This window comes from Fuscovulum sp. (assembly GCA_035192965.1).
GTDB lineage: Bacteria > Pseudomonadota > Alphaproteobacteria > Rhodobacterales > Rhodobacteraceae > Paragemmobacter.
In genome coordinates this window covers 2,645,613-2,665,775 of sequence record CP136571.1, presented here as the reverse complement: position 1 = coordinate 2,665,775, position 20,163 = coordinate 2,645,613, and the positions used below count along the sequence as shown (strand labels likewise).

Below are 20,163 nucleotides of genomic sequence, written 5' to 3'. Positions count from 1 at the left end.
TGGACAGCGCACCCTGGCGAGGCGGGGCGCAATCCGCCGCAATTACCCTGTCGAACGGGGCGCCGGTTGCGTGGGGCAATGGGCGCGTGTATCACCGCGCGAACGGTTTCAACTGGGCGGGAGAGCGCAATGCGTCGGGTCGTTGTCACGGGTCTGGGGATGGTCACGCCGCTGGCTTGCGGAGTGGAGGAAACCTGGAGCCGGTTGCTGGCAGGGCAATCCGGTGCCGGGCCGATCACGCGCTTTGATGCGTCCAATGTCGTGACGCAATATGCCTGCGAAATCCCGATGGGCGATGGCAGCGACGGGAGTTTCAACCCGGATGACTGGATGGAACCCAAGGACCGCCGCAAGGTGGATGATTTCATCCTCTATGGCATGGCGGCGGCGGTGCAAGCCGTCCGCGATGCCGGGTGGGAGCCCGAGGATGAGGAAAGCCGGCTGCGGACGGGCGTGATGATCGGCTCTGGCATCGGCGGGCTGACGTCGATTGCCGAAACGGCGGTGCTGATCAAGGAAAAGGGCCCCAAGCGGGTATCGCCCTTCTTCATTCCCGGCGCGCTGATCAACCTGATTTCGGGGCAGGTTTCCATTCGCTTCGGCTTTAAGGGGCCGAACCATGCGGTGGTGACGGCCTGTTCGACCGGCGCGCATGCCATCGGCGATGCGGCGCGGCTGATCCAGTGGGGCGATGCCGATGTGATGATCGCCGGCGGCGCAGAAAGCCCGATTTCGGAAATCGGGATTGCCGGGTTCAACGCCTGCAAGGCGCTGTCGACCAAACGCGCCGATGACCCGACCAAGGCCAGCCGCCCCTATGACGCCGATCGCGACGGGTTTGTGATGGGCGAGGGCGCGGGTGTGGTGGTGCTGGAAGAATATGAGCATGCCAAGGCGCGCGGGGCCAAGATCTATGCCGAGGTGCTGGGCTATGGCCTGTCGGGCGACGCCTATCATATCACCGCGCCGTCCGAAGATGGCGATGGCGGCTATCGCAGCATGGCGGCGGCCTTGAAGCGGGCAGGGCTCACGCCTGCGGATGTGGATTACATCAATGCCCATGGCACCAGCACCATGGCCGACACGATCGAACTGGGCGCGGTAGAGCGGCTGATGGGTGATGCGGCGGCCAAGGCCACCATGTCATCGACCAAATCCTCGATCGGGCATCTTCTGGGCGCGGCAGGGGCGGTAGAGGCGATCTTCTGCGTGTTGGCGATCCGGGATCAGGTGGCACCGCCGACGATCAACCTTGATACGCCCGCTGTGGCGCCGAAGCTCGACCTTGCCCCCAACAAGGCGGTCAAGCGCAAGATCGACGTGGCGCTGTCCAATTCCTTTGGCTTTGGTGGCACCAATGCCAGCCTTGTGCTGGGCCGCGTGACCGATGGGGTGGCGGGCTGATGTGGCGGGCGATTGCGTCCAATGCGCTGACGCTGTTCGTTGTGGCGCTTGTGGCGGCGGCGGGGCTGCTGGCCTGGGGCCGGGAGGAATATGCCGGGCCGGGGCCATTGGAGCAGTCGATCTGTTTCCGGGTGGAACGGGGGGCATCGCTCTCCGCCGTAAGCCGCGCTTTGGAGGAACAGGGTGCGGTCAGTGATGCGCGCATCTTTCGTATCGGGGCGGATTATTCGGGCAAGGCGGATGGGCTGAAATTCGGGTCCTATCTGGTGACGCCGGGGCAATCGATGGCGCAGATTCTGGACAGTCTGACCGCAGGGGGGCAATCCACCTGTGGCCGCGAGGTGAATTTCCGGATCTCGGTCGCAAGTGCCGAGGTGGTGCTGCGTGAGCTGGACCCGGCGACGAACCGCTATGTCGAAGTGGTGGCCTTTGATCCTGCCGTGACGGCGGCACCGGCGGAGTATCTGGATGTGGCCGAGGCGGATGATATCCGCTGGCGCATCACGCTGGCCGAAGGGGTGACCAGTTGGCAGGTTGTGGATGCGCTGAAGCGGGCGGAGTTCATGACGGGCGAGATTGCCGAAGTGCCGCCCGAGGGGACGTTGGCCCCCGACAGCTATGAGGTGGCGCGGGGTGCGGACCGGGCCGCGTTGCTGGCCGAGATGACCGCGCGGCAGACGGCCACGCTGGCCGAGCTGTGGGCGGCGCGGGTGGAGGGCCTGCCTTATGAGACGCCGGAAGAGGCGTTGATCATGGCGTCGATCGTGGAAAAGGAGACCGGGATCGCCGAGGAGCGCAAGCAGGTGGCGAGCGTCTTTGTGAACCGGATGCGGCAGGGGATGCGGTTGCAGACGGATCCTACGGTCATCTACGGCGTGACGCGGGGTGAAGGCGTGTTGGGGCGCGGGTTGCGGCAGAGCGAATTGCGGCGCGAAACGCCGTGGAACACCTATGTCATCGACGGGCTGCCGCCCACGCCGATTGCCAATCCGGGGCGGTTGTCGATTGAGGCGGCGCTGAACCCGGATACCACGGATTACCTGTATTTCGTGGCCGATGGCACCGGGGGACATGCCTTTGGCCGCACGCTGGAAGAGCATAACGAAAACGTCGCGCGCTGGCGGGCCATCGAGGCGGAGCGGGGCGAGGACGCGGCGACCGGCGTGCAGGACTGATGAAGAAACGGTTAAAGCGGCGTTCGGTAAGCCGTTGATCCAGAACGGAAAAACGCTTGACTTTGGCGGGCGGTCCGGTCTATAGATTGTTGCATGATGAGACAGGTGGGCAAGCGGCACGGGGGAACCCGGGGCCGCTTTTCCTTTTCCGCCGGAGGGCCGGCAGAGGGCGAAGTGGCAGATGCAACATGCAAGCGGGGGCGGCGCGCCCCTGACCGAGCCACAGCTTCTGACCCATGCGTTACGGGTCTTTGACGCGGCGGCGGCAGATGTGGCGGCGGCGTTGGTGGCCTTGCGCGACAGCGGGGCGGATGGATCGGGGCGCACGCTGCAGGCGGTGCGCGATCTGCAGGCGGCGCTGGCCGTCTTGATGGATGAGAGGGTGAAAATTGACAGGCTTCGCAACCAAGTTGCCGGCGTCGTCGGAGGGCGGACGCTCGACCTTGACGCTGCGCGCGATGAGATCGGGCGCCGTCTGGCTCGCCTCCGCGACTCCGGAAGTGGTGACTGATTTCCTGCACGGGCTGAGCGATGAGGCCTTTCTGGCGCTGCCGTGGTTGTTCGAGTTCTGGGCGCTGCCGCATCAGATCGCGCCGGATGGGGCGTGGCGGACATGGGTGATCATGGGCGGGCGCGGCGCGGGCAAGACGCGGGCCGGGGCGGAATGGGTGCGCGGGATGGTCGAGGGGGCGGGGCCCTTGGATGCCGGGCGGGCGCGGCGGGTGGCGCTGGTGGGCGAGACGGTGGATCAGGTGCGCGAGGTGATGGTGTTCGGGGAGAGCGGAATCCTTGCCTGTGCGCCGCCGGATCGCCGCCCGGTCTGGGAGGGTGGGCGCAAGCGGCTGGTCTGGCCCAACGGGGCGGTGGCGCAGGTGGTGTCAGCCCATGATCCCGAAAGCCTGCGCGGGCCGCAATTCGATGCGGCCTGGGTGGATGAATATGGCTGCCCGGCGGTGGACAAGGGGACCAATCAGCCGAACCTGTTTTATGATGCGGCATCCTCGGAGGGGGCTTTGCCCCGTGCCTCGGCGGGGATGCGGGATGACCTGATCCAGATGCAGTATTTCCGGGCGATGGCCGCGCATTGGGGGCAGGCGGAGGCCAACCCGGTATCGCCGGTCTATGGCGGGCCGATGGTGGATATGGGCAATGCCTATGCCTGGGCTTGGGACGCGCGGCCTTATCCGGCCTTTCCGCTCCGGGAGGAGGTTTGGGCCGATGGGCCGAACCATGCGCGGGGGCATTGGTTGAACGGGCGGGCGACGGCGCAGCCGGTGGAGGCTGTGCTGGCGGAAATCGTGGGGCGCGCAGGGTTGGATTTGCCGGATCTGGACGGGGTGCAGGGCGTGGTGCGCGGCTTTGCGCTGGACAGTCTGACGACCGGGCGGGCGGCGATTCAGCCTTTGATGTTGGCCTGCGGGTTTGATGCGACGGAGCGCGAGGGGCGGCTGGCCTTTCGCCGCCGCGACGCGCGGGTTGTGGCGGAGGTTTCGGTCGACCGACTTGCCATGGATGGTGATGACGCGGCGCTGACCGTGCAGCGCGCAGCCGAGGCCGAGGCGGCAGGGCGGTTGCGCGTGGCCTATCTGGATGCCGAGGGGGAGTATCGGCGGCTGGTGGCGGATGTGCTGCGTGCCGACCATGAAGGGGCGGCTGCGCTGGATCAGGAGGTGCCGCTGGCGCTGTTGCCGGAAGAGGCGCGGCGGATGGCGGAGCGGTGGCTGTCGGAGGCGCGGGTTGGGCGCGATGTGGCGCGGTTTGCGCTGCCGCCTTCGGCGATGGGCATTGCGGTGGGGGATGTGGTGCGGCTGGCGGGGCGGCGTTGGCGCATTGACCGGATGGAACAGGCGGGGGCGCTGTCTGTTGAGGCGTCGCGGGTGGAGCCGGGGGTGTATCTGCCAGGACCGGACCGGGGTGAACGCGGGGGGATCGCGGCCTTTCTGCCTGCGGTGCCGGTTTATCCGCTGTTCCTCGACCTGCCGCTGATCACGGGGCAGGAAGTTCCCCATGCGCCGCATCTGGCCGTGACGGCGCGCCCCTGGCCGGGGCGGGTGGCGCTGTGGGGGGCGGATGGGGCGGATGGCTTTGCGCTGAATGGCGTCACGATGCAGGCGGCGATCATCGGCGAGACGGAGAACGCCATGGCGGCAGCGCGGCCGGGGCTGTGGGATCGCGGGGCTGCGTTGCGGGTGCGGTTCGCGAGCGGCACCGTGGCGGCGGCGGCGGAAGGGGCAGTGCTGAACGGGGCCAATCTGGCGGCCATCGGGGATGGCAGTGCGGATGGCTGGGAGTTGTTCCAGTTTGCAGGGGCCACCCTTGTGGGCGCGGATACGTGGGAGTTGTCGCAGCGGTTGCGCGGGCAATGCGGGACGGAGGCGGCGATGCCGACCTTCTGGCCTGCGGGAAGCCAGGTGGTTCTGATGACGGCGGCAGTGGCTCAGATTGACCTGTCACCCGGTGCGCGGGGGCTGGAGAGGACATGGCGTATTGGTGCGGCGGATCGCGGGTTTGACGATCCCGATGTGGTGGAGCGCCGGTTGGCCTTTGATGGGATCGGACTGCGCCCCTATGCGGTGGCGCATCTGCGGGCTGACCGGGCAGCGGCGGGGACACGGCTGCATTGGGTGCGGCGCACGCGGATCGACGGGGATAGCTGGGTGTCGACCGAGGTGCCGCTGGGCGAGGAGCGGGAGGCCTATCTTCTGCGCGTGCGTCGGGGGCCAGAGGTGCTGCGCGAGGTGGAGGTGGCTGTGCCCGACTGGACCTATACGGCGGCGCTGCGCGCGGCGGATGGGCCTGCGCCGGTGACAGTGGAGGTGGCGCAACTTTCGGCCCGGTTCGGGGCGGGGCCGTTCCGCGCGGTGACGTTGGCCTGATGCGGCGGGTTCTGCTGGGGGATCTGCTGGCGCTGGCGGCCTATCTGGCAAGCGATCCGGGGGCGGATGCGGCCGCGCGGGTGGCCGAGGCCCATGCCGCACATCGGTACTTGCGCCGCTTTGGGCGTCTGCATCCGCTTTGGGGCAATGGCAGCCTGATGTCGCGGTTGGGGCCGGATGCGGGGCGGCTGGGGGTGGCGTACGGCCCGGCTTCAGTGCTGGCGCTTGGGGCGGCTTGTGAGGCTGTCTTCTTCTGGAAGGTAAGACGATGGTTGGTCTGTCCTCCTCCGCGGCTATATGGTAGAAGAAAGGTTCTGGATGGAGGGCGCAGTATGGCCGAGATCAAACCGAAAGTGACAGCTGTTGATCCGGTCTGGGACCGTGTCTGCACCGAGGCGCAGGAGGCGATCCGGGCCGAGCCGCTTTTGGGCGGGCTGATCCATTCCAGCCTGCTGCACCATTCCAGCATGGAACGCGCGCTGGCCTATCGGTTTTCGCTGAAGCTGGCGAGCGGTGAGATGAGCGAGCAGATCCTGCGGGAAATCGCGGATCAGGCCTATGACAGCGACCCGGAGCTGGGGGCGGCGGCGCGGGCCGATCTGATGGCGGTCTATGACCGCGATCCGGCCTGCCATCGGTTCATCCAGCCGATTCTGTTCTTCAAGGGCTATCAGGCGGTGCAAGCCTATCGCATCGGTCATTGGCTGTGGGGACAGGGGCGCAAGGATCTTGCCTATTTCGTGCAGATGCGGGTGTCCGAGGTGTTTGGCGTGGATATTCACCCGGCGGCCAAGGTGGGCAAGGGGCTGATGATTGACCATGCCCATTCCATCGTGATCGGCGAGACGGCGGTGGTGGGGGACAATGTTTCCATGCTGCATTCCGTAACGCTGGGCGGGACGGGAAAAGAAGATGGCGACCGGCATCCCAAGATCGGCAATGGCGTGCTGATCGGAGCAGGGGCGAAGGTTCTGGGGAACATCACCATCGGCAACTGCTCGCGGATCGCGGCCGGGTCTGTGGTGCTGCATGACATTCCGCCGATGAAGACGGTGGCAGGCGTGCCGGCCAAAATCGTGGGCGAGGCGGGATGTTCACAACCGGCCGTTTCGATGGACCACAAGTTGACGGGTTGCGTCGACTGCGACTGAGCTAGGTTGTTAAAAAGCCCCCGGAAGCGTTTGCTTTCGGGGGCTTTTTTGTTTGTGTCGTTCGGTCAGGCCAGCATCGCCATCGGGTTTTCCAGATTGTCCACGATGGCCTGCATCAGCTGTGCGCCGAGCGCGCCGTCGATGACGCGGTGATCGACAGACAGGGTCATGGACATGACCGTGGCCACGCCAATGCTGCCATCCTTCATCACCACCGGCTTCTTGATGCCCGCGCCCACGGCAAGGATCGCTCCGTGCGGCGGGTTGATAACGGCATCGAAATTTTCGATCCCCATCATCCCGAGGTTGGAGATGGCAAAGCTGCCGCCCTGATATTCATGCGGGGCGAGCTTCTTGGTTTTCGCGCGAGTGGCCAGATCCTTCATCTCAGCCGACAGCGTAGAAAGCGACTTTTGGTCGGCATCCTTGAGGACCGGGGTGAAGAGGCCGCCTTCGATGGCGACGGCGACGGCCACATCGGACGGTTTCAGCTTCAGGATGCGATCACCTGCCCAGACGGCGTTGGCATCCGGCACGGCCTGAAGCGCCAAGGCAGCGGCCTTGATGATGAAGTCGTTGACCGAAAGCTTCACCCCGCGCGCTTCCAGCTGTTTGTTCAGCTGTTCGCGGAAAGCCATAAGGTTATCCAGCCGCACGTCGCGCCGCAGGTAGAAATGCGGGATGGTCTGTTTGGCTTCGGTCAGGCGGGCCGCGATGGTGCGGCGCATGCCGTCGAGGGCGACTTCGGTGAAGGCGCGGCCCTGATACATTTTCAGGACTGTTTCGGTCGACGGGCCGGTGGGCATGGTGCCGCCGGTGGCCGGGGCTGCCGGAGCCGAGGCCGCAGGAGCGGCCGCCGCGGCAACCGGGGCTGCGGCGACGGGTTTCGCTCCTTCGACATCGGCCTTGACGATACGGCCGTGCGGGCCGGAACCCTGCACCTGCGTCAGGTCAATGCCCTTGTCCGCTGCGATGCGCCGGGCGAGGGGTGAGGCGAAGACGCGCGCGCCTGCGGCTTTGGGTGTGGCAGCGGGTGCTGCGGCAACCGGGGCTGGCGTGGCCGCAACCGGGGCCGGGGCGGCGGGGGCGGCGGCTTTGGCCGGGGCCGGGGCAGCATCGGCGGATTCGCCATCTTCCACCAGCACGGCGATGGGGGTGTTGACCTTTACCCCTGCGGTGCCTTCGGCGATCAGGATCTTGCCCATCACGCCTTCATCGACGGCCTCGAACTCCATCGTGGCCTTGTCGGTTTCAATCTCGGCGATGATCTGGCCGGATTTGACGGCGTCGCCCTCTTTCACCAGCCATTTCGCCAACGTGCCTTCTTCCATCGTGGGGGAGAGGGCGGGCATCAGGATTTGAACAGCCATTTTCCCCTCCTTACCGGTAGCAGACGGATTTGACGGCGGCGATCACCTCGGCGGTGGTCGTGAGCGCATGTTTTTCAAGGTTGGCCGCGTAGGGCATCGGCACATCCTTGCCCGTGCAGTTGATCACCGGGGCATCCAGATGATCAAAGGCGCGCTGCATGATCGTAGCCCCGATATGGTTGCCGATGGAGCCAACGGGGAAGCCTTCCTCGACCGTCACGCAGCGGTTGGTCTTCATCACCGAAGCCAGCACCGTGTCATAATCGATGGGGCGCAGGGTGCGGAGGTTGATTACCTCGGCGCTGATGCCCTCTTTCGCCAGTTCTTCGGCGGCTTGCAGCGAATAGGTCAGCCCGATGCCGAAAGAGACGATGGTGACATCCGTGCCCGACCGCAGGATCGAGGCCTTGCCGAAGGGGATTGTGAAATCGCCCTCGGCCGGAACTTCGAAAGACCGACCGTAAAGGATTTCGTTTTCCAGGAAGATCACCGGGTTCGGATCGCGGATCGCGGATTTCAGCAGGCCTTTCGCATCGGCTGCCGAATAGGGCATGCAGACGCGGATGCCGGGGATGGCGGAATACCATGCCGCGTAATCCTGGCTGTGCTGTGCGCCCACGCGCGCGGCTGCGCCGTTGGGGCCACGGAAAACCATCGGGCTGCCCATCTGGCCACCCGACATGTAAAGCGTCTTGGCTGCCGAGTTGATGATGTGGTCAATCGCCTGCATGGCGAAGTTGAAGGTCATGAATTCGACGATGGGTTTCAGCCCGCCCCAGCTTGCGCCGACGGCGATGCCGGCAAAGCCATGTTCGGTGATGGGCGTATCCACCACGCGCTTTGCGCCGAACTCATCCAGCAACCCTTGCGATATCTTATAGGCACCCTGATATTCGCCAACCTCTTCCCCCATGAGGAATACGGTCGGATCGGCGCGCATTTCTTCGGCCATCGCCTCGCGCAGGGCTTCCCGCACGGTCATGGTCTTGGTGGGCACGCCTTCGGGCAGGTCGGAATGGGGCCAACCAGCGGCGGCCACGGGGGCGGGGGCTGCCACTTGCGCGGCTACGGGGGCCGCGGCGGCGGCTGCCACGGGGGCGGCCTTGGCGGCAGCCGGGGCAGGGGCGGCATCGGCGGATTCGCCTTCTTCCACCAGCACGGCGATGGGGGTGTTCACTTTCACCGCCGCCGTGCCTTCAGCCACCAGAAGTTTGCCGATGATGCCTTCATCAACAGCCTCGAACTCCATCGTCGCCTTGTCGGTTTCGATCTCGGCGATGATCTGGCCGGATTTGACCGTGTCGCCCTCTTTCACCAGCCATTTGGCCAGCGTGCCTTCCTCCATCGTCGGAGAAAGCGCGGGCATCAGAACTTGCGTTGCCATCTGTCTTTCCCCCCTTACGCGTAGATATCCGTCCAGAGCTCGTCCAGCGGCGGCTCCGGGCTTTCCTTGGCGAATTCGGCACTTTCGTTGACCGTCGCCTTGATCTCTTTGTCGATGGCCTTGAGATCGTCATCCGATGCAAGGCCGCCCTGCAACAGCAGGTCGCGGACATGTTCGATGGCGTCTTTTTCGCTGCGCATCTTTTCCACTTCCTCGCGGGTGCGATACTTCGCCGGGTCAGACATGGAATGGCCGCGATAGCGGTAGGTCATCATTTCCAGAATGTAGGGGCCGTTGCCGGCGCGGCAGTGCGCCACGGCCTTTTCGCCCGCGGCCTTGACCGCCAACACATCCATGCCGTCTACCTGTTCGCCGGGGATGCCATAGGCGATGCCGCGCCCGAAGAAGGTGGTCGACTTGGTCGAGCGTTTCACGCTCATGCCCATGGCGTACTGGTTGTTCTCGATAACAAAGATCACCGGCAGGTTCCACAGCTCGGCCATGTTGTAGGTCTCATAGACCTGCCCCTGGTTCGCGGCGCCGTCTCCGAAATAGGTGAAGGTGACGTTGTCATTGCCCAGATATTTGTCGGCGAAGGCAAGACCCGCACCCAGCGGCACCTGCGCGCCGACGATGCCATGGCCGCCGTAGAAATGCTTTTCCTTGGAGAACATGTGCATGGAGCCACCCTTGCCCTTTGAATAGCCCCCGATGCGCCCGGTCAGTTCGGCCATCACACCCTTGGGGTCCATCCCGCAGGCCAGCATGTGACCATGGTCGCGATAGCTGGTGATGCGCTTGTCGCCTTCCTTGGCCGCTGCTTCCAGACCGACGACCACCGCTTCCTGCCCGATATACAGGTGGCAGAACCCGCCGATCAGGCCCATGCCATAAAGCTGGCCCGCCTTTTCCTCGAACCGCCGGATCAGCAGCATCTCGCGGTAGTATTTCAGCAGGTCTTCCTTCGACACGTTCGGTCGGTCGGCTGCTTTCTTCGTGGCCATCGGCGGTATCCTCCCCTCGGCTGTCCATAAAGTAGTTCAACGTTAAACGACCTATACTTCATCGGGGTTTATTGGGTCAAAGCAAAAAACCGGCCCGCATCACGGGCCGGCGCATGGCTGCCATGCAGCAGAGGAAAGGCTCGCAGGCAGGCGCCAAGCAGCGTTCTGCCGCTGTGCGGTTCGGTGTTTGGAAAGGGAAGGCCCGGGGGAGGCCAGGGACGAGGCGCTAGTGAATCACGATCTCATCGGCGCGGACATAGCCCAGCACTTCGCGGGCCTGTTCGTCCAGCAGGTCGATATCCAGAAACTCATCCGAAAGGCGCATCGTGCGATTCTGCATCTCGGCAAGCTCGAGGGCCAGCCTATCGCGTTCGATCTTCAACCCTTCGGCTTCGGCCGCGATCTCTACCTGGCGGAAGACGCCGTAATCGCCCTGCACGGCGGCAAAGGTGAAATAACTGCCCAGCGTGAAGGCCAGAAGGAAATAGGCCATGGCCCCAAGGGACGGGCGGGTGGAGGTCTGGTTCATCTGCTCTCGCCATCTTTCGCCCCTCTGACGGGAGCGCGTTGTTCAGACTGAATCACAATCCCGGTCGCAGTCCAAGGGGCAGGGGGCATCTTGCCCGGAACCGGCGGGCATATGGGGCATCCGTGCCACAGACCCGCAGGCAGACCCGCAGGCGCCGGAACAAACCGCAGCGTTACCCCGCGATGGATGCGGCCCAGATCCCCTCGACCGCCTTGCCCAGCATTGCGTTGAACTCTGCGTCGGATTGCTGCGCGCTCAGCCCTTCGGTCAGCGCGCGGCTGAAACTGGCGATGACGCCCCGGTTGCGGGCAAGGATAGCATTGGCCGCATCCCGCGCATGACCGCCGGATAGGGCCACCACCCGCAGCACACGCGGATGGTCGACCAGCGGCAGATAGAAATTGTCCACCGTCGGCAGGCTCAGCTTCAGCATGACCTGTTGGGTATCGGGCAGCGCGTCCAGTTCCGCGAGAATGGCATCGCGCAGCAACGCCTCGGCCTCGGCCTTGTCGGGGATCGAGATGGTCACTTCCGGTTCAAGGATCGGCATCAGGCCTGCCGCGATCACCTGTTGGCCAAGCGCGAATTGCTGCGCCACTGCCGCCTTGATGCCCTTGGTATTTGCGGCATTGATGACAGAGCGTTCCTTGGTGCCGAACACACCGGCGGCAACAGCCCGTGCCAGCAGCGACTCCAGCCCCGCAATCGGTTTCATCAACTGAACGCCGTCGGCCTCGGCCTCCAGCCCTTTGTCGATCTTCAGAAAGGGAACGACGCCGCGCTTTTCCCACAGGAATTGGGCGGTCGGGATGCCCTCGACAGTGCGATCCATCGTCTGTTCGAACAGGATGGCCCCGATCACCTTTTCGCCGGTAAAGGCGGGCGAGGTGATGATGCGGGCGCGCATCGCATGCATCAGGTCGAACATTCCCGCCTCATCGGACCATGCGCCCTCGGCGATGCCATATTGGCGCAGCGCTTTGGGGGTTGATCCGCCGGATTGGTCGAGGGCGGCGATGAATCCCCGGCCCTCACGCATCTTTGCGGTCATCGCGGCGGTGGTCATGTCTGCTCTCCCCGTGGAACGTGCCTGATGCGGACATATCCCACGGCAAACACGCCCGGCAATGCAGTTAGCGCCAACGTAAAAGGATTTTCGGGCACCTTTTTCAGATGCCCGGAATTTCAGGCCATCAGAGCGGCCACGCCTGGCAATTCCTTGCCTTCCATCCATTCCAGGAAGGCCCCGCCTGCGGTGGAGATAAAGGTGAAATCATCCGCCGCATCTGCTGCGTTCAGGGCAGCCACGGTATCGCCGCCGCCCGCGACCGACACCAGCGCGCCTGCCTTGGTCAGCCGTGCCGCCGCCTGTGCAGCGGCGTTGGTTGCGGCATCAAAGGGCTTGATCTCAAAGGCGCCAAGGGGGCCGTTCCAGATCAGGGTTTTCGACGCCTCGAACACCTTCACCAGTGCGGCGACTGTGGCCGGGCCGGCATCCAGAATCATCGCATCCGCCGGGCATTGCGCCACGGGCAGGGTTTCATTGGCCGCGCCCGCCTTGAATTCGCGCGCCACGACGATATCGACGGGCAGGTGGATGGTGCAGCCCGCCGCCTGTGCCTTGGCTAAAATCTCGCGCGCGGTATCGGCCATGTCGCGTTCGGCCAATGATTTGCCCACTTCCACGCCCTGTGCGACAAGGAAGGTGTTGGCCATACCGCCGCCGATCACCAGATGATCGACCTTGGTCACCAGATTTCCCAACAGGTCCAGCTTGGTGGAAACCTTTGCCCCGCCGACCACGGCCACGACGGGGCGCACGGGGTTGCCCAAGGCCGCCTCAAGCGCGCGCAGCTCGGCCTCCATCAACCGGCCTGCCGCTGCGGGCAACAGATGTGCCAGAGCGGCGGTCGAGGCATGGGCGCGGTGCGCGGCGGAAAAGGCATCGTTGACGAAGACATCGCCCAGCGCCGCCATGCCCTGCGCCAGGGCAGGGTCATTCTTTTCCTCACCCGGATGGAATCGGGTGTTTTCCAGCAGCACCACATCCCCCGCTGCCGCCGCAGCGATGGCCGCTGCGGCCACATCGCCCACGCAATCCGCCCCGAACACGACCTTGCGCCCCAGCGCCGCCTCCAACGTGGGGACAACATGCGACAGGCTCATTTCCGGGACGATCTTGCCCTTGGGTCGGTCGAAATGCGCCAGCAGCACAACCTTGCCGCCCCGGGCGATGATATCCTCGACCGTGGGGACGATCTTTTCGATGCGGGTGGCATCGGTCACCCGGCCTGCCTCCATCGGTACGTTGATATCCACCCGCACCAGCACGGTTTTGCCCGCCAGCGCCACGTCGTCCAAGGTTTTCCAGCCCAAGCTCGCCTCCATCACAGGATTTGCCCCTGTTTCCGCCCGTTCGCGCGCCCCGTCAACCATGCCTGTTGCCCATGTCGCAGCCTTTGACCCTTTCCATGGCCGCCCGGCACCATTAGGTTCCCGCGCAAAGAAACCAGAGGATTCCCCCCATGGCCGATATCAAAGATCCAGAAAACACCATCATCCTGACGCTGAAGGATGGCGAAGTGGTCATCGAACTGCTTGCGGACGTTGCGCCCAAACACGCAGAGCGGATGAAGACGCTGGCCCGTGAAAAGGCCTATGACAATGTTGCCTTCCACCGTGTGATCGACGGCTTCATGGCCCAGACGGGCGATGTGGAAAACGGCAACATGGAGAACAACTTCAACCTGCGCCGTGCCGGAACGGGCGGATCGGCCCACCCGGACCTGCCTGCGGAATTCAGCAAGCTGCCGCATGATCGCGGCACGCTGGGCGCGGCCCGGTCGCAGAACCCGAATTCGGCCAACAGCCAGTTCTTCATCAACTTTTCCGACAACCATTTCCTGAACGGGCAATACACCGTTTATGGCCGGGTGATTTCGGGGATGGAACATGTCGACAAGATCACCCGGGGTGAGCCGCCGGCCAGCCCGGACCGCATGATCACCGTTCGGGTGGCTGCCGATGTCGCGTGATCGGTTCATCGCAGGGGGGCTCTTCGCCCTTGGCCTTGCCGCGCTAGGCGGTTTCGCGCTGAGCCAATCCGCCGTGGCGCAGGACGTGACCGATGGTCCCGGCCCGAATCTGATGATCGAGGTGGCAGGGTCCACCACGGGCTCCATCGTGATCGACATGGCGGCGGACGTGGCCCCGAACCACGTGGCGCAGATCACCGCGCTGGCACAGGAAGGCGCCTATGACGGCGTGGTGTTCCACCGCGTGATCGACGGTTTCATGGCGCAGACCGGGGATGTCGAATTTGGCAAGACCGGCGGCGATCTGTCCGGCGCGGGCATGGGCGGATCAGCCAAGCCCGATCTGGCGGCCGAGTTTTCGTCGATGACCTTTGATCGTGGTGTGGTTGGCATGGCCCGGTCGATGGACCCGAACTCTGCCAACAGCCAGTTCTTCATCATGTTCGCCCCGGCCCCGCATCTGGACGGGCAATACACCGTGGTGGGCCGGGTGATTTCGGGGATGGAGGTGGTCGACGCCATCAAGAAGGGCGACCAGGCCGCCAATGGCGCGGTGGATGCGCCCGACTATATGGCGAAAGTCACCGTCGCCGAATAAGGCTTTGGACCGAACTTGTCGAAAGGGGGCCTTGCGGCCCCCTTTTGCTATTCTGCCAACCGGTCGCGCAAAACACGGCGCAGGATCTTGCCCGAGGCGGACTTTGGAACCACTTCCACCAGATGCACTACACGCGGCACCTTATAGCTGGCCAGCCGCCCGCGCAGATGGGTCAGCACCGCGCTTTCGTCAAAGGCCACACCCGGCGCGGGTACCACAAAGGCCACCGGCACCTCGCCCGCATCCTCATCGGCCACGCCGATCACGGCAGCGTCGGCCACATCCGGATGGGCCAGCAATTCCGCCTCCACCTCGGCCGGGGCGACCTGAAAGCCTTTGACCTTGATCAGCTCCTTCAGCCGGTCGCGGATGAAGAGATATCCTTCCGCATCCGCCACCCCCAGATCACCTGTCCGCAGCCAGCCATCCGCCGTCAGGCTGCGCGCAGTTGCCTCGGGGTTGCCCAGATAGCCCAGCATCACTTGCGGACCGCGCACCCAGACCTCGCCCTCATCGCCGACGGGCAGGGCGGCCCCGGTGTCCGGATCAGCAATCTTCCATTCGGTGTTCGGCGTCGCCACCCCTACGGATCCGGGGCGCAGCTTGCCCGGTGGCACGCAATGCGACATCGGGCTCAGCTCTGTCATCCCATAGCCTTGCACCGCACGGCAGCCCAACCGGCGGCCCACCGCCTCGGCTGTTTCCACGCCAAGGGGGGCAGCGGCGGAAATCAGCGTCTCGATCGACGACAGATCGAACTTGTCCACCATCGGGTGCTTCGCCAGCGCTATCGCCACCGGCGGCGCCACAAGGATGTGGCGCGGGCGGTGGGTCTGGATATGCGTCAGAAACGCCTCAAGATCGAAGCGCGGCATGGTGACGATCCGCGCGCCCGCCGCAAGGAAGGGGTTCATCAGCACGTTCAGCCCGTAGATGTGGAAGAATGGCAGAAAGGCCACCGTGCTGTCACCTTCGCGAATGTCCAGCATCGCCTGCACTTGATCGACATTCACCACCAGATTGCGGTGGCTTAGGACCACGCCCTTGGGCAGGCCCGTGGTGCCGGATGAATAGGGCAGCACGACCGGATAGCTATCCAGATCAACCGCCACCTGCGCCGCCAGCGCAGGCCCGCGCAGCGTGTCGATCCCGCGCAGGCCGTCGGCTGCGCCGATCACCAGCACCTCGGATATCTTTGTCCCCTCCGCCGCCGCCTGTGCCACCGGCACCATGGCAGGCACGGTCACCAGCAGCACCGCACCTGCATCGCGCAGCTGATGGGCCACTTCGGGCGCAGTATAGGTGGGGTTGATCGGGGTGACCGTGCCCCCGGCCAGCGCCACCGCATGAAAGACCACCGCATAATCCGGGCAGTTTGGGGCCAGCACTGCAACCACCGATCCCGGCCCGATGCCAAGGCCCTGCAACCCGCCCGCCAATTCGCGGATCGCCGCCTCCATCTGCGCGCCTGTCAGGGTGGCCCCGCTGGGCCCATCCACGGCGACCACCCGCCCTGGATCGGCCTGCAGCCCCATCAGCACGCGGTCGGTGATCGAGATGTCGCGCAGCACCACATCGGGCAGCGGGCTTTGGTGAATGGTCATGGCGTGGTCCTCCCTGACAGGGAGGCTAACACGCGGGGGGCACGAGGCAGGGTGTAAATTGGTCGGGGGGGGGGCGACTGACGCCGCCCGCCCGTCATCCCAGCGTTACCAGCGCGTGGCGCTTCTTCCCGGCGGTCAGCTTCAGCGGTTCCACCAGATCGCCCGCTCCAAGGCGCAGGGCCACATCTGTGATGATTTCATCATTCACCTTGGCCCCACCTTCAGCAATCAGCCGCTTGGCATCCTTGCCCGAAGCCGAAAGCCCGGCGCGCACGAACAGTTGCACGATCCCCACGCCATCGGCCACTTCTTCGGGGGCGAGGGTGATGGTGGGCAGGTCATCCCCGATGCCGCCTTTTTCAAACACCTCACGCGCCGTCGCCTCAGCCGCCGCAGCCGCTTCGGCCCCGTGCAGCAGGGTGGTGACCGCATTGGCAAGGATGATCTTGGCCGCGTTGATCTCAGACCCGGCCAGCGCGCCCAGCCGATCACATTCCGCGACCGGAAGCTCGGTATAAAGCTTCAGGAACCGCCCCACATCGGCATCGGTCGTGTTGCGCCAGAATTGCCAGAATTCATAGGGCGACAGCATCCCGCCATCCAGCCAGACCGCGCCACCCTGCGATTTGCCCATCTTGCGCCCGTCGCTGGTGGTCAGCAGGGGGGACGTCAGGCCGAAAATCTCGGCCTCCAGCACGCGGCGGGTCAGGTCGATTCCGTTGATGATATTGCCCCACTGATCGCTGCCGCCCATCTGCAAACGGCAGCCATAGCGGCGGTGCAGTTCAAGGAAATCATAGGCTTGCAGGATCATGTAGTTGAATTCGAGGAAGGAAAGGGATTGCTCCCGGTCCAGCCGCGACTTGACGCTTTCAAAAGACAGCATCCGGTTGACGGAAAAATGCCGCCCGATATCGCGCAGGAAATCGAGGTAGTTCAGGCTGTCCAGCCATTCCGCATTGTTCAGCATGATCGCATCGGTCGCCCCCTCGCCATAGGCGAGGTAGCGGGCGAACACTTTCTGCATGCCGCTGATATTGCTGTCGATCTGCGCAGGCGTCAGCAGCGGGCGTTCTTCGGCGCGAAAGGACGGATCGCCCACCTTGGTGGTACCGCCCCCCATCAGGGTGATCGGCTTGTGCCCGGTCTTTTGCAGCCAGCGCAGCATCATGATGTTGAGCAGGTGGCCCACATGCAGGCTGGCTGCCGTGGCGTCATAGCCGATATAGGCAGGCACGACCCCCGCGATCAAAGCCTCATCCAGCGCCTGATAATCGGTGCAGTCGGCCAGATAGCCGCGCTCGATCATCACGCGCATGAATTCAGATTTCGGATGGTAGGTCATGGGTCACCCGTGCTTTATGATGCGCGTGGGGTATAGCCGGGGCGGGGGCCAAGGGGAAGATGCGAAGCGGCGGCGCGATCTGGGCCCTGGGGGCGATGTCGGGCACGTCGCTGGACGGTGTCGATGCGGCCATGCTGCTGACGGATGGCGAACGCATTCTGGAGTTTGGCCCCACCGCCTTTCGCCCCTATACCGCCACTGAACAGGCCACTATCCGCGCCGCCCTTGGCCGCTGGCCCGGCGATGAGGGCGTGGCCGCGGCGGCCGAGGTCGTCGAATCTGCCCATGCTGAGTTGCTCTCGCGCTTTTCCGGCGTGGATTTGGTGGGTTTCCACGGCCAGACGCTGGCACATGATCCGCGCGGGCGCGGCACGCATCAGGCGGGCGATGGGGCGCTGCTGGCGCGGGTGCTGGGCCTGCCGGTGGTGTGGGATTTCCGGTCGGCGGACGTGGCACTTGGCGGGCAGGGGGCACCGTTGGTGCCGTTCTTCCACTTTGCCTGCGCGCGCCATATCGGGGCGGATCAGCCGCTGGCCATCCTCAACCTCGGCGGTGTGGGCAACATCACCTGGATCGACCCGCGCCAAAGCGCACCGGAAAGCCATGGCGCGCTTTTGGCTTTTGACACAGGCCCCGCCAATGCGCCGCTGAACGATCTGATGCAGGCCCGGACAGGTCAGCCGATGGATCCGCAGGGGGAAACGGCGCAGGCGGGCAGGGTGGATGAGGCACGGCTGGAGGCTTTCCTCGCCCATCCGTGGTTCCACAAGATGCCGCCCAAATCATTGGATCGGAACGATTTTCACAGCAGCCTTGATATGGGCAACCTGCCCCTTGCCGATGCCGCTGCTACCCTGACCGCCGCCGCTGCCGCCGCTGTGGCGCGCGGGGCGGAGCATTTCCCCGTGCGGGTGACCCGGGTGCTTGTCACCGGGGGCGGGCGGCACAATGCGCGGATGATGGCCGAACTGGCCGCGCGCCTGCGCGCCGATGTCGAACCTGTGGAGGCGGCGGGGCTGGATGGCGACATGCTGGAAGCGCAGGCCTTCGCCTTTCTTGCCGTGCGCGTGGCACGCGGCATGGCGACCTCTGGGCCGGCCACCACGGGCGTGGGCGCATTGGTGGGCGGCGGGCAGATCAGCCGGCCGGATTAGGCCTGCTTTCGCCGCAGCATTGATCCGGTATAGATCAGCAACGCCGCCCATATCATCGGGAATGCAATCGCCCGCGCCGTGCCGAACGGTTCGCCGAACACGAAGACCGCCGTCAGGAAGATCATCGTCGGCGCGATGTATTGCAGGATGCCAATGGTCGACAGCCGGAGCAGTTTCGCCCCGTTGGCATAAAGCATCAGGGGAACCGCCGTCACCACCCCGGCCAGCAGCAGCAGAACCGTAACCTTGCCATCGGTCAGAAAGACCATCTCACCCCGCGCAGCGATCCAGATCACCCAGCCGATCGCCAGCGGTGACAGGATCAGCACTTCCAGCATGAACCCTTGGTTCGGCCCCAGCGGCAGGCGCTTTTTCAGATAGGCATAGATGCCCCAGGACACAGTCAACCCCAGCGCCACAAAGGGCACGCGGCCCGCTTCATAAGTCAGCACCAGCACCGCCAGCGCGGCCAGCGCAATCGCAGCCCATTGCGGGCGGCTGAGGCGTTCCTTCAGCAGAACCGCGCCGAGGAATACCGAAAACAGCGGGTTGATGTAATATCCCAGCGCCGCCTCCAGCGCCTGACCGGATTGAATCGACCAGACATAGATCGCCCAGTTCACGGAAATCAGCGCCGCTGTAAGCGCGGCCATCCCGATCATCCGGGGGCTGCGCAGGGCGGCGCGCAGGTCCGATGTGCGCCCCAGCCAGATCAGGATTGCCCCGGCGACAGGCACCGACCAGATCACGCGATGGGCCAGCACCTCCAGCACCGGAACATCCGACAGGGCCTTCATGTATATGGGCAGAAACCCCCACAGCAGATAGGCGCTGATGGCAAGGACAAGGCCCTTGGGGCTGTCCTCATTTTTGGGCTGGGTGGGGACAGGATCGCTCATGCGACCCTGCTATCCAAGCCAACCGCAAAGCACCAATGCAGAATTGTACCCGTAGCAATAACGGAAAGCGATTTCTGACGCAGAAATCGCGGCGGAATTTGACGCAAATTCCGGGCGCATCCATCCCGGCCTTGCGCCCCCGATTTCTGCGTCAGAAATCGGCGCGAAGTTTGTGTCAAACTTCGCCTTCTCCGTCCTCACCGCCCCGCGATGGTGAATCCGGGCGCTGCCAGTTCAAAACCCGCAAACCGGAAGCCCGGCGCGACGCAGCAACTGACCAGCGCCCAGCCGTCCCGCGCCTCGGCAGCCTGCCACCATCCGGCGGGCACCACTGCCTGCGGCCGTTCCCCGGCCAGAATATCGGGGCCAAGCCGATGCACGGCCAATGGCCCGGCATCCGTCTCGGCCATCAGCAGGTCCAACGGTGATCCCGCGTGCCAAAGCCAGACCTCGCCCGCATCGACGCGGTGCCAATGCGACCGTTCCCCGGCCTTCAACAGGAAATAGATCGCCGTCCCGACAGCGCGGCCGTCCTGCGCGGGGCCTTGCCACGTCTCCCGATACCAGCCGCCTTCGGGATGGGGTTGCAGGCCCAGCTCTGCAATGATGCGGTCTGCCTGATCCATGCTTTCCTC

The 20,163-nt window shown here is 64.8% G+C and carries 18 protein-coding genes; 8 read left to right on the top strand and 10 right to left on the bottom strand.

Features of this window, described 5'->3' with window-relative positions:
- Window positions 1-129 precede the first annotated feature (129 nt).
- From fabF to cysE, 5 genes are all read left to right on the top strand, one after another.
- Window positions 130-1,404 (top strand): beta-ketoacyl-ACP synthase II, encoded by a 1,275-nt coding sequence (gene fabF, locus RSE12_13100; protein WRH61317.1) that lies wholly within the window; start codon window positions 130-132, stop codon window positions 1,402-1,404.
- Entirely contained in the window at window positions 1,404-2,579 is a 1,176-nt protein-coding gene (gene mltG, locus RSE12_13095) for an endolytic transglycosylase MltG (protein WRH61316.1), read from the top strand. Before fabF ends, mltG begins: the two co-directional genes overlap by 1 nt.
- A gap of 181 nt (window positions 2,580-2,760) precedes the next feature.
- Entirely contained in the window at window positions 2,761-3,090 is a 330-nt protein-coding gene (locus RSE12_13090) for a hypothetical protein (GenBank protein WRH61315.1), read from the top strand.
- Window positions 3,038-5,455, top strand: coding sequence for a phage tail protein (locus RSE12_13085; GenBank protein WRH61314.1), 2,418 nt, complete (start codon window positions 3,038-3,040; stop codon window positions 5,453-5,455). The genes RSE12_13090 and RSE12_13085 overlap by 53 nt, the downstream gene beginning before the upstream one ends.
- Before the next feature lie 332 nt (window positions 5,456-5,787).
- Entirely contained in the window at window positions 5,788-6,606 is an 819-nt protein-coding gene (cysE, locus tag RSE12_13080) for a serine O-acetyltransferase (protein ID WRH64820.1), read from the top strand.
- Between the two features lie 65 nt (window positions 6,607-6,671).
- Here cysE and RSE12_13075 read toward each other — a convergent pair whose 3' ends face one another.
- The 6 genes from RSE12_13075 to RSE12_13050 all read right to left on the bottom strand — a co-directional run bounded on the left by RSE12_13075 (window position 6,672) and on the right by RSE12_13050 (window position 13,269).
- Window positions 6,672-7,976, bottom strand: coding sequence for a pyruvate dehydrogenase complex dihydrolipoamide acetyltransferase (locus RSE12_13075; protein ID WRH61313.1), 1,305 nt, complete (start codon window positions 7,974-7,976; stop codon window positions 6,672-6,674).
- A gap of 10 nt (window positions 7,977-7,986) precedes the next feature.
- Window positions 7,987-9,360 (bottom strand): pyruvate dehydrogenase complex E1 component subunit beta, encoded by a 1,374-nt coding sequence (locus RSE12_13070; protein ID WRH61312.1) that lies wholly within the window; start codon window positions 9,358-9,360, stop codon window positions 7,987-7,989.
- A gap of 14 nt (window positions 9,361-9,374) precedes the next feature.
- Complete coding sequence (gene pdhA, locus RSE12_13065; protein ID WRH61311.1) at window positions 9,375-10,364, bottom strand: pyruvate dehydrogenase (acetyl-transferring) E1 component subunit alpha; 990 nt, start codon at window positions 10,362-10,364, stop codon at window positions 9,375-9,377.
- Between the two features lie 226 nt (window positions 10,365-10,590).
- The gene (locus RSE12_13060) at window positions 10,591-10,893 is read right to left on the bottom strand and encodes a septum formation initiator family protein (protein WRH61310.1); all 303 of its coding nucleotides are present in this window, start codon (window positions 10,891-10,893) and stop codon (window positions 10,591-10,593) included.
- Between the two features lie 172 nt (window positions 10,894-11,065).
- Window positions 11,066-11,959, bottom strand: coding sequence for a fructose bisphosphate aldolase (locus tag RSE12_13055; GenBank protein ID WRH61309.1), 894 nt, complete (start codon window positions 11,957-11,959; stop codon window positions 11,066-11,068).
- A 119-nt stretch (window positions 11,960-12,078) separates the two neighbouring features.
- On the bottom strand, window positions 12,079-13,269 hold the full coding sequence (locus RSE12_13050; protein ID WRH64819.1) for a phosphoglycerate kinase: 1,191 nt from the start codon (window positions 13,267-13,269) through the stop codon (window positions 12,079-12,081).
- Between the two features lie 149 nt (window positions 13,270-13,418).
- On the opposite strand from RSE12_13050, the gene RSE12_13045 reads away from it, so the two are divergent.
- Window positions 13,419-13,928 (top strand): peptidylprolyl isomerase, encoded by a 510-nt coding sequence (locus RSE12_13045; protein ID WRH61308.1) that lies wholly within the window; start codon window positions 13,419-13,421, stop codon window positions 13,926-13,928.
- On the top strand, window positions 13,918-14,526 hold the full coding sequence (locus RSE12_13040) for a peptidylprolyl isomerase (protein ID WRH61307.1): 609 nt from the start codon (window positions 13,918-13,920) through the stop codon (window positions 14,524-14,526). The genes RSE12_13045 and RSE12_13040 overlap by 11 nt, the downstream gene beginning before the upstream one ends.
- A gap of 47 nt (window positions 14,527-14,573) precedes the next feature.
- On the opposite strand, the gene RSE12_13035 is transcribed toward RSE12_13040, so the two are convergent.
- Together RSE12_13035 and tyrS are read right to left on the bottom strand one after the other, a co-directional pair.
- A complete protein-coding gene (locus RSE12_13035) occupies window positions 14,574-16,130 on the bottom strand; it encodes an AMP-binding protein (GenBank protein ID WRH61306.1) in 1,557 nt (518 codons plus the stop codon).
- A gap of 94 nt (window positions 16,131-16,224) precedes the next feature.
- Window positions 16,225-17,475 carry a tyrosine--tRNA ligase gene (gene tyrS / locus RSE12_13030; GenBank protein ID WRH61305.1) on the bottom strand — a complete coding sequence of 417 codons (1,251 nt, stop codon included), beginning with the start codon at window positions 17,473-17,475 and terminating at the stop codon, window positions 16,225-16,227.
- 59 nt (window positions 17,476-17,534) lie between these two features.
- Here tyrS and RSE12_13025 point away from each other — a divergent pair, with 59 nt between their 5' ends.
- The gene (locus RSE12_13025; GenBank protein WRH61304.1) at window positions 17,535-18,629 is read left to right on the top strand and encodes an anhydro-N-acetylmuramic acid kinase; all 1,095 of its coding nucleotides are present in this window, start codon (window positions 17,535-17,537) and stop codon (window positions 18,627-18,629) included.
- Here the strand turns inward: RSE12_13025 and rarD are convergent.
- Window positions 18,626-19,528, bottom strand: a complete 903-nt coding sequence (rarD, locus tag RSE12_13020; GenBank protein WRH61303.1) for an EamA family transporter RarD — start codon at window positions 19,526-19,528, stop codon at window positions 18,626-18,628. The genes RSE12_13025 and rarD overlap by 4 nt on opposite strands.
- Window positions 19,529-19,725: 197 nt before the next feature.
- The gene (locus tag RSE12_13015) at window positions 19,726-20,154 is read right to left on the bottom strand and encodes a cupin domain-containing protein (protein WRH61302.1); all 429 of its coding nucleotides are present in this window, start codon (window positions 20,152-20,154) and stop codon (window positions 19,726-19,728) included.
- Window positions 20,155-20,163 lie beyond the last annotated feature (9 nt).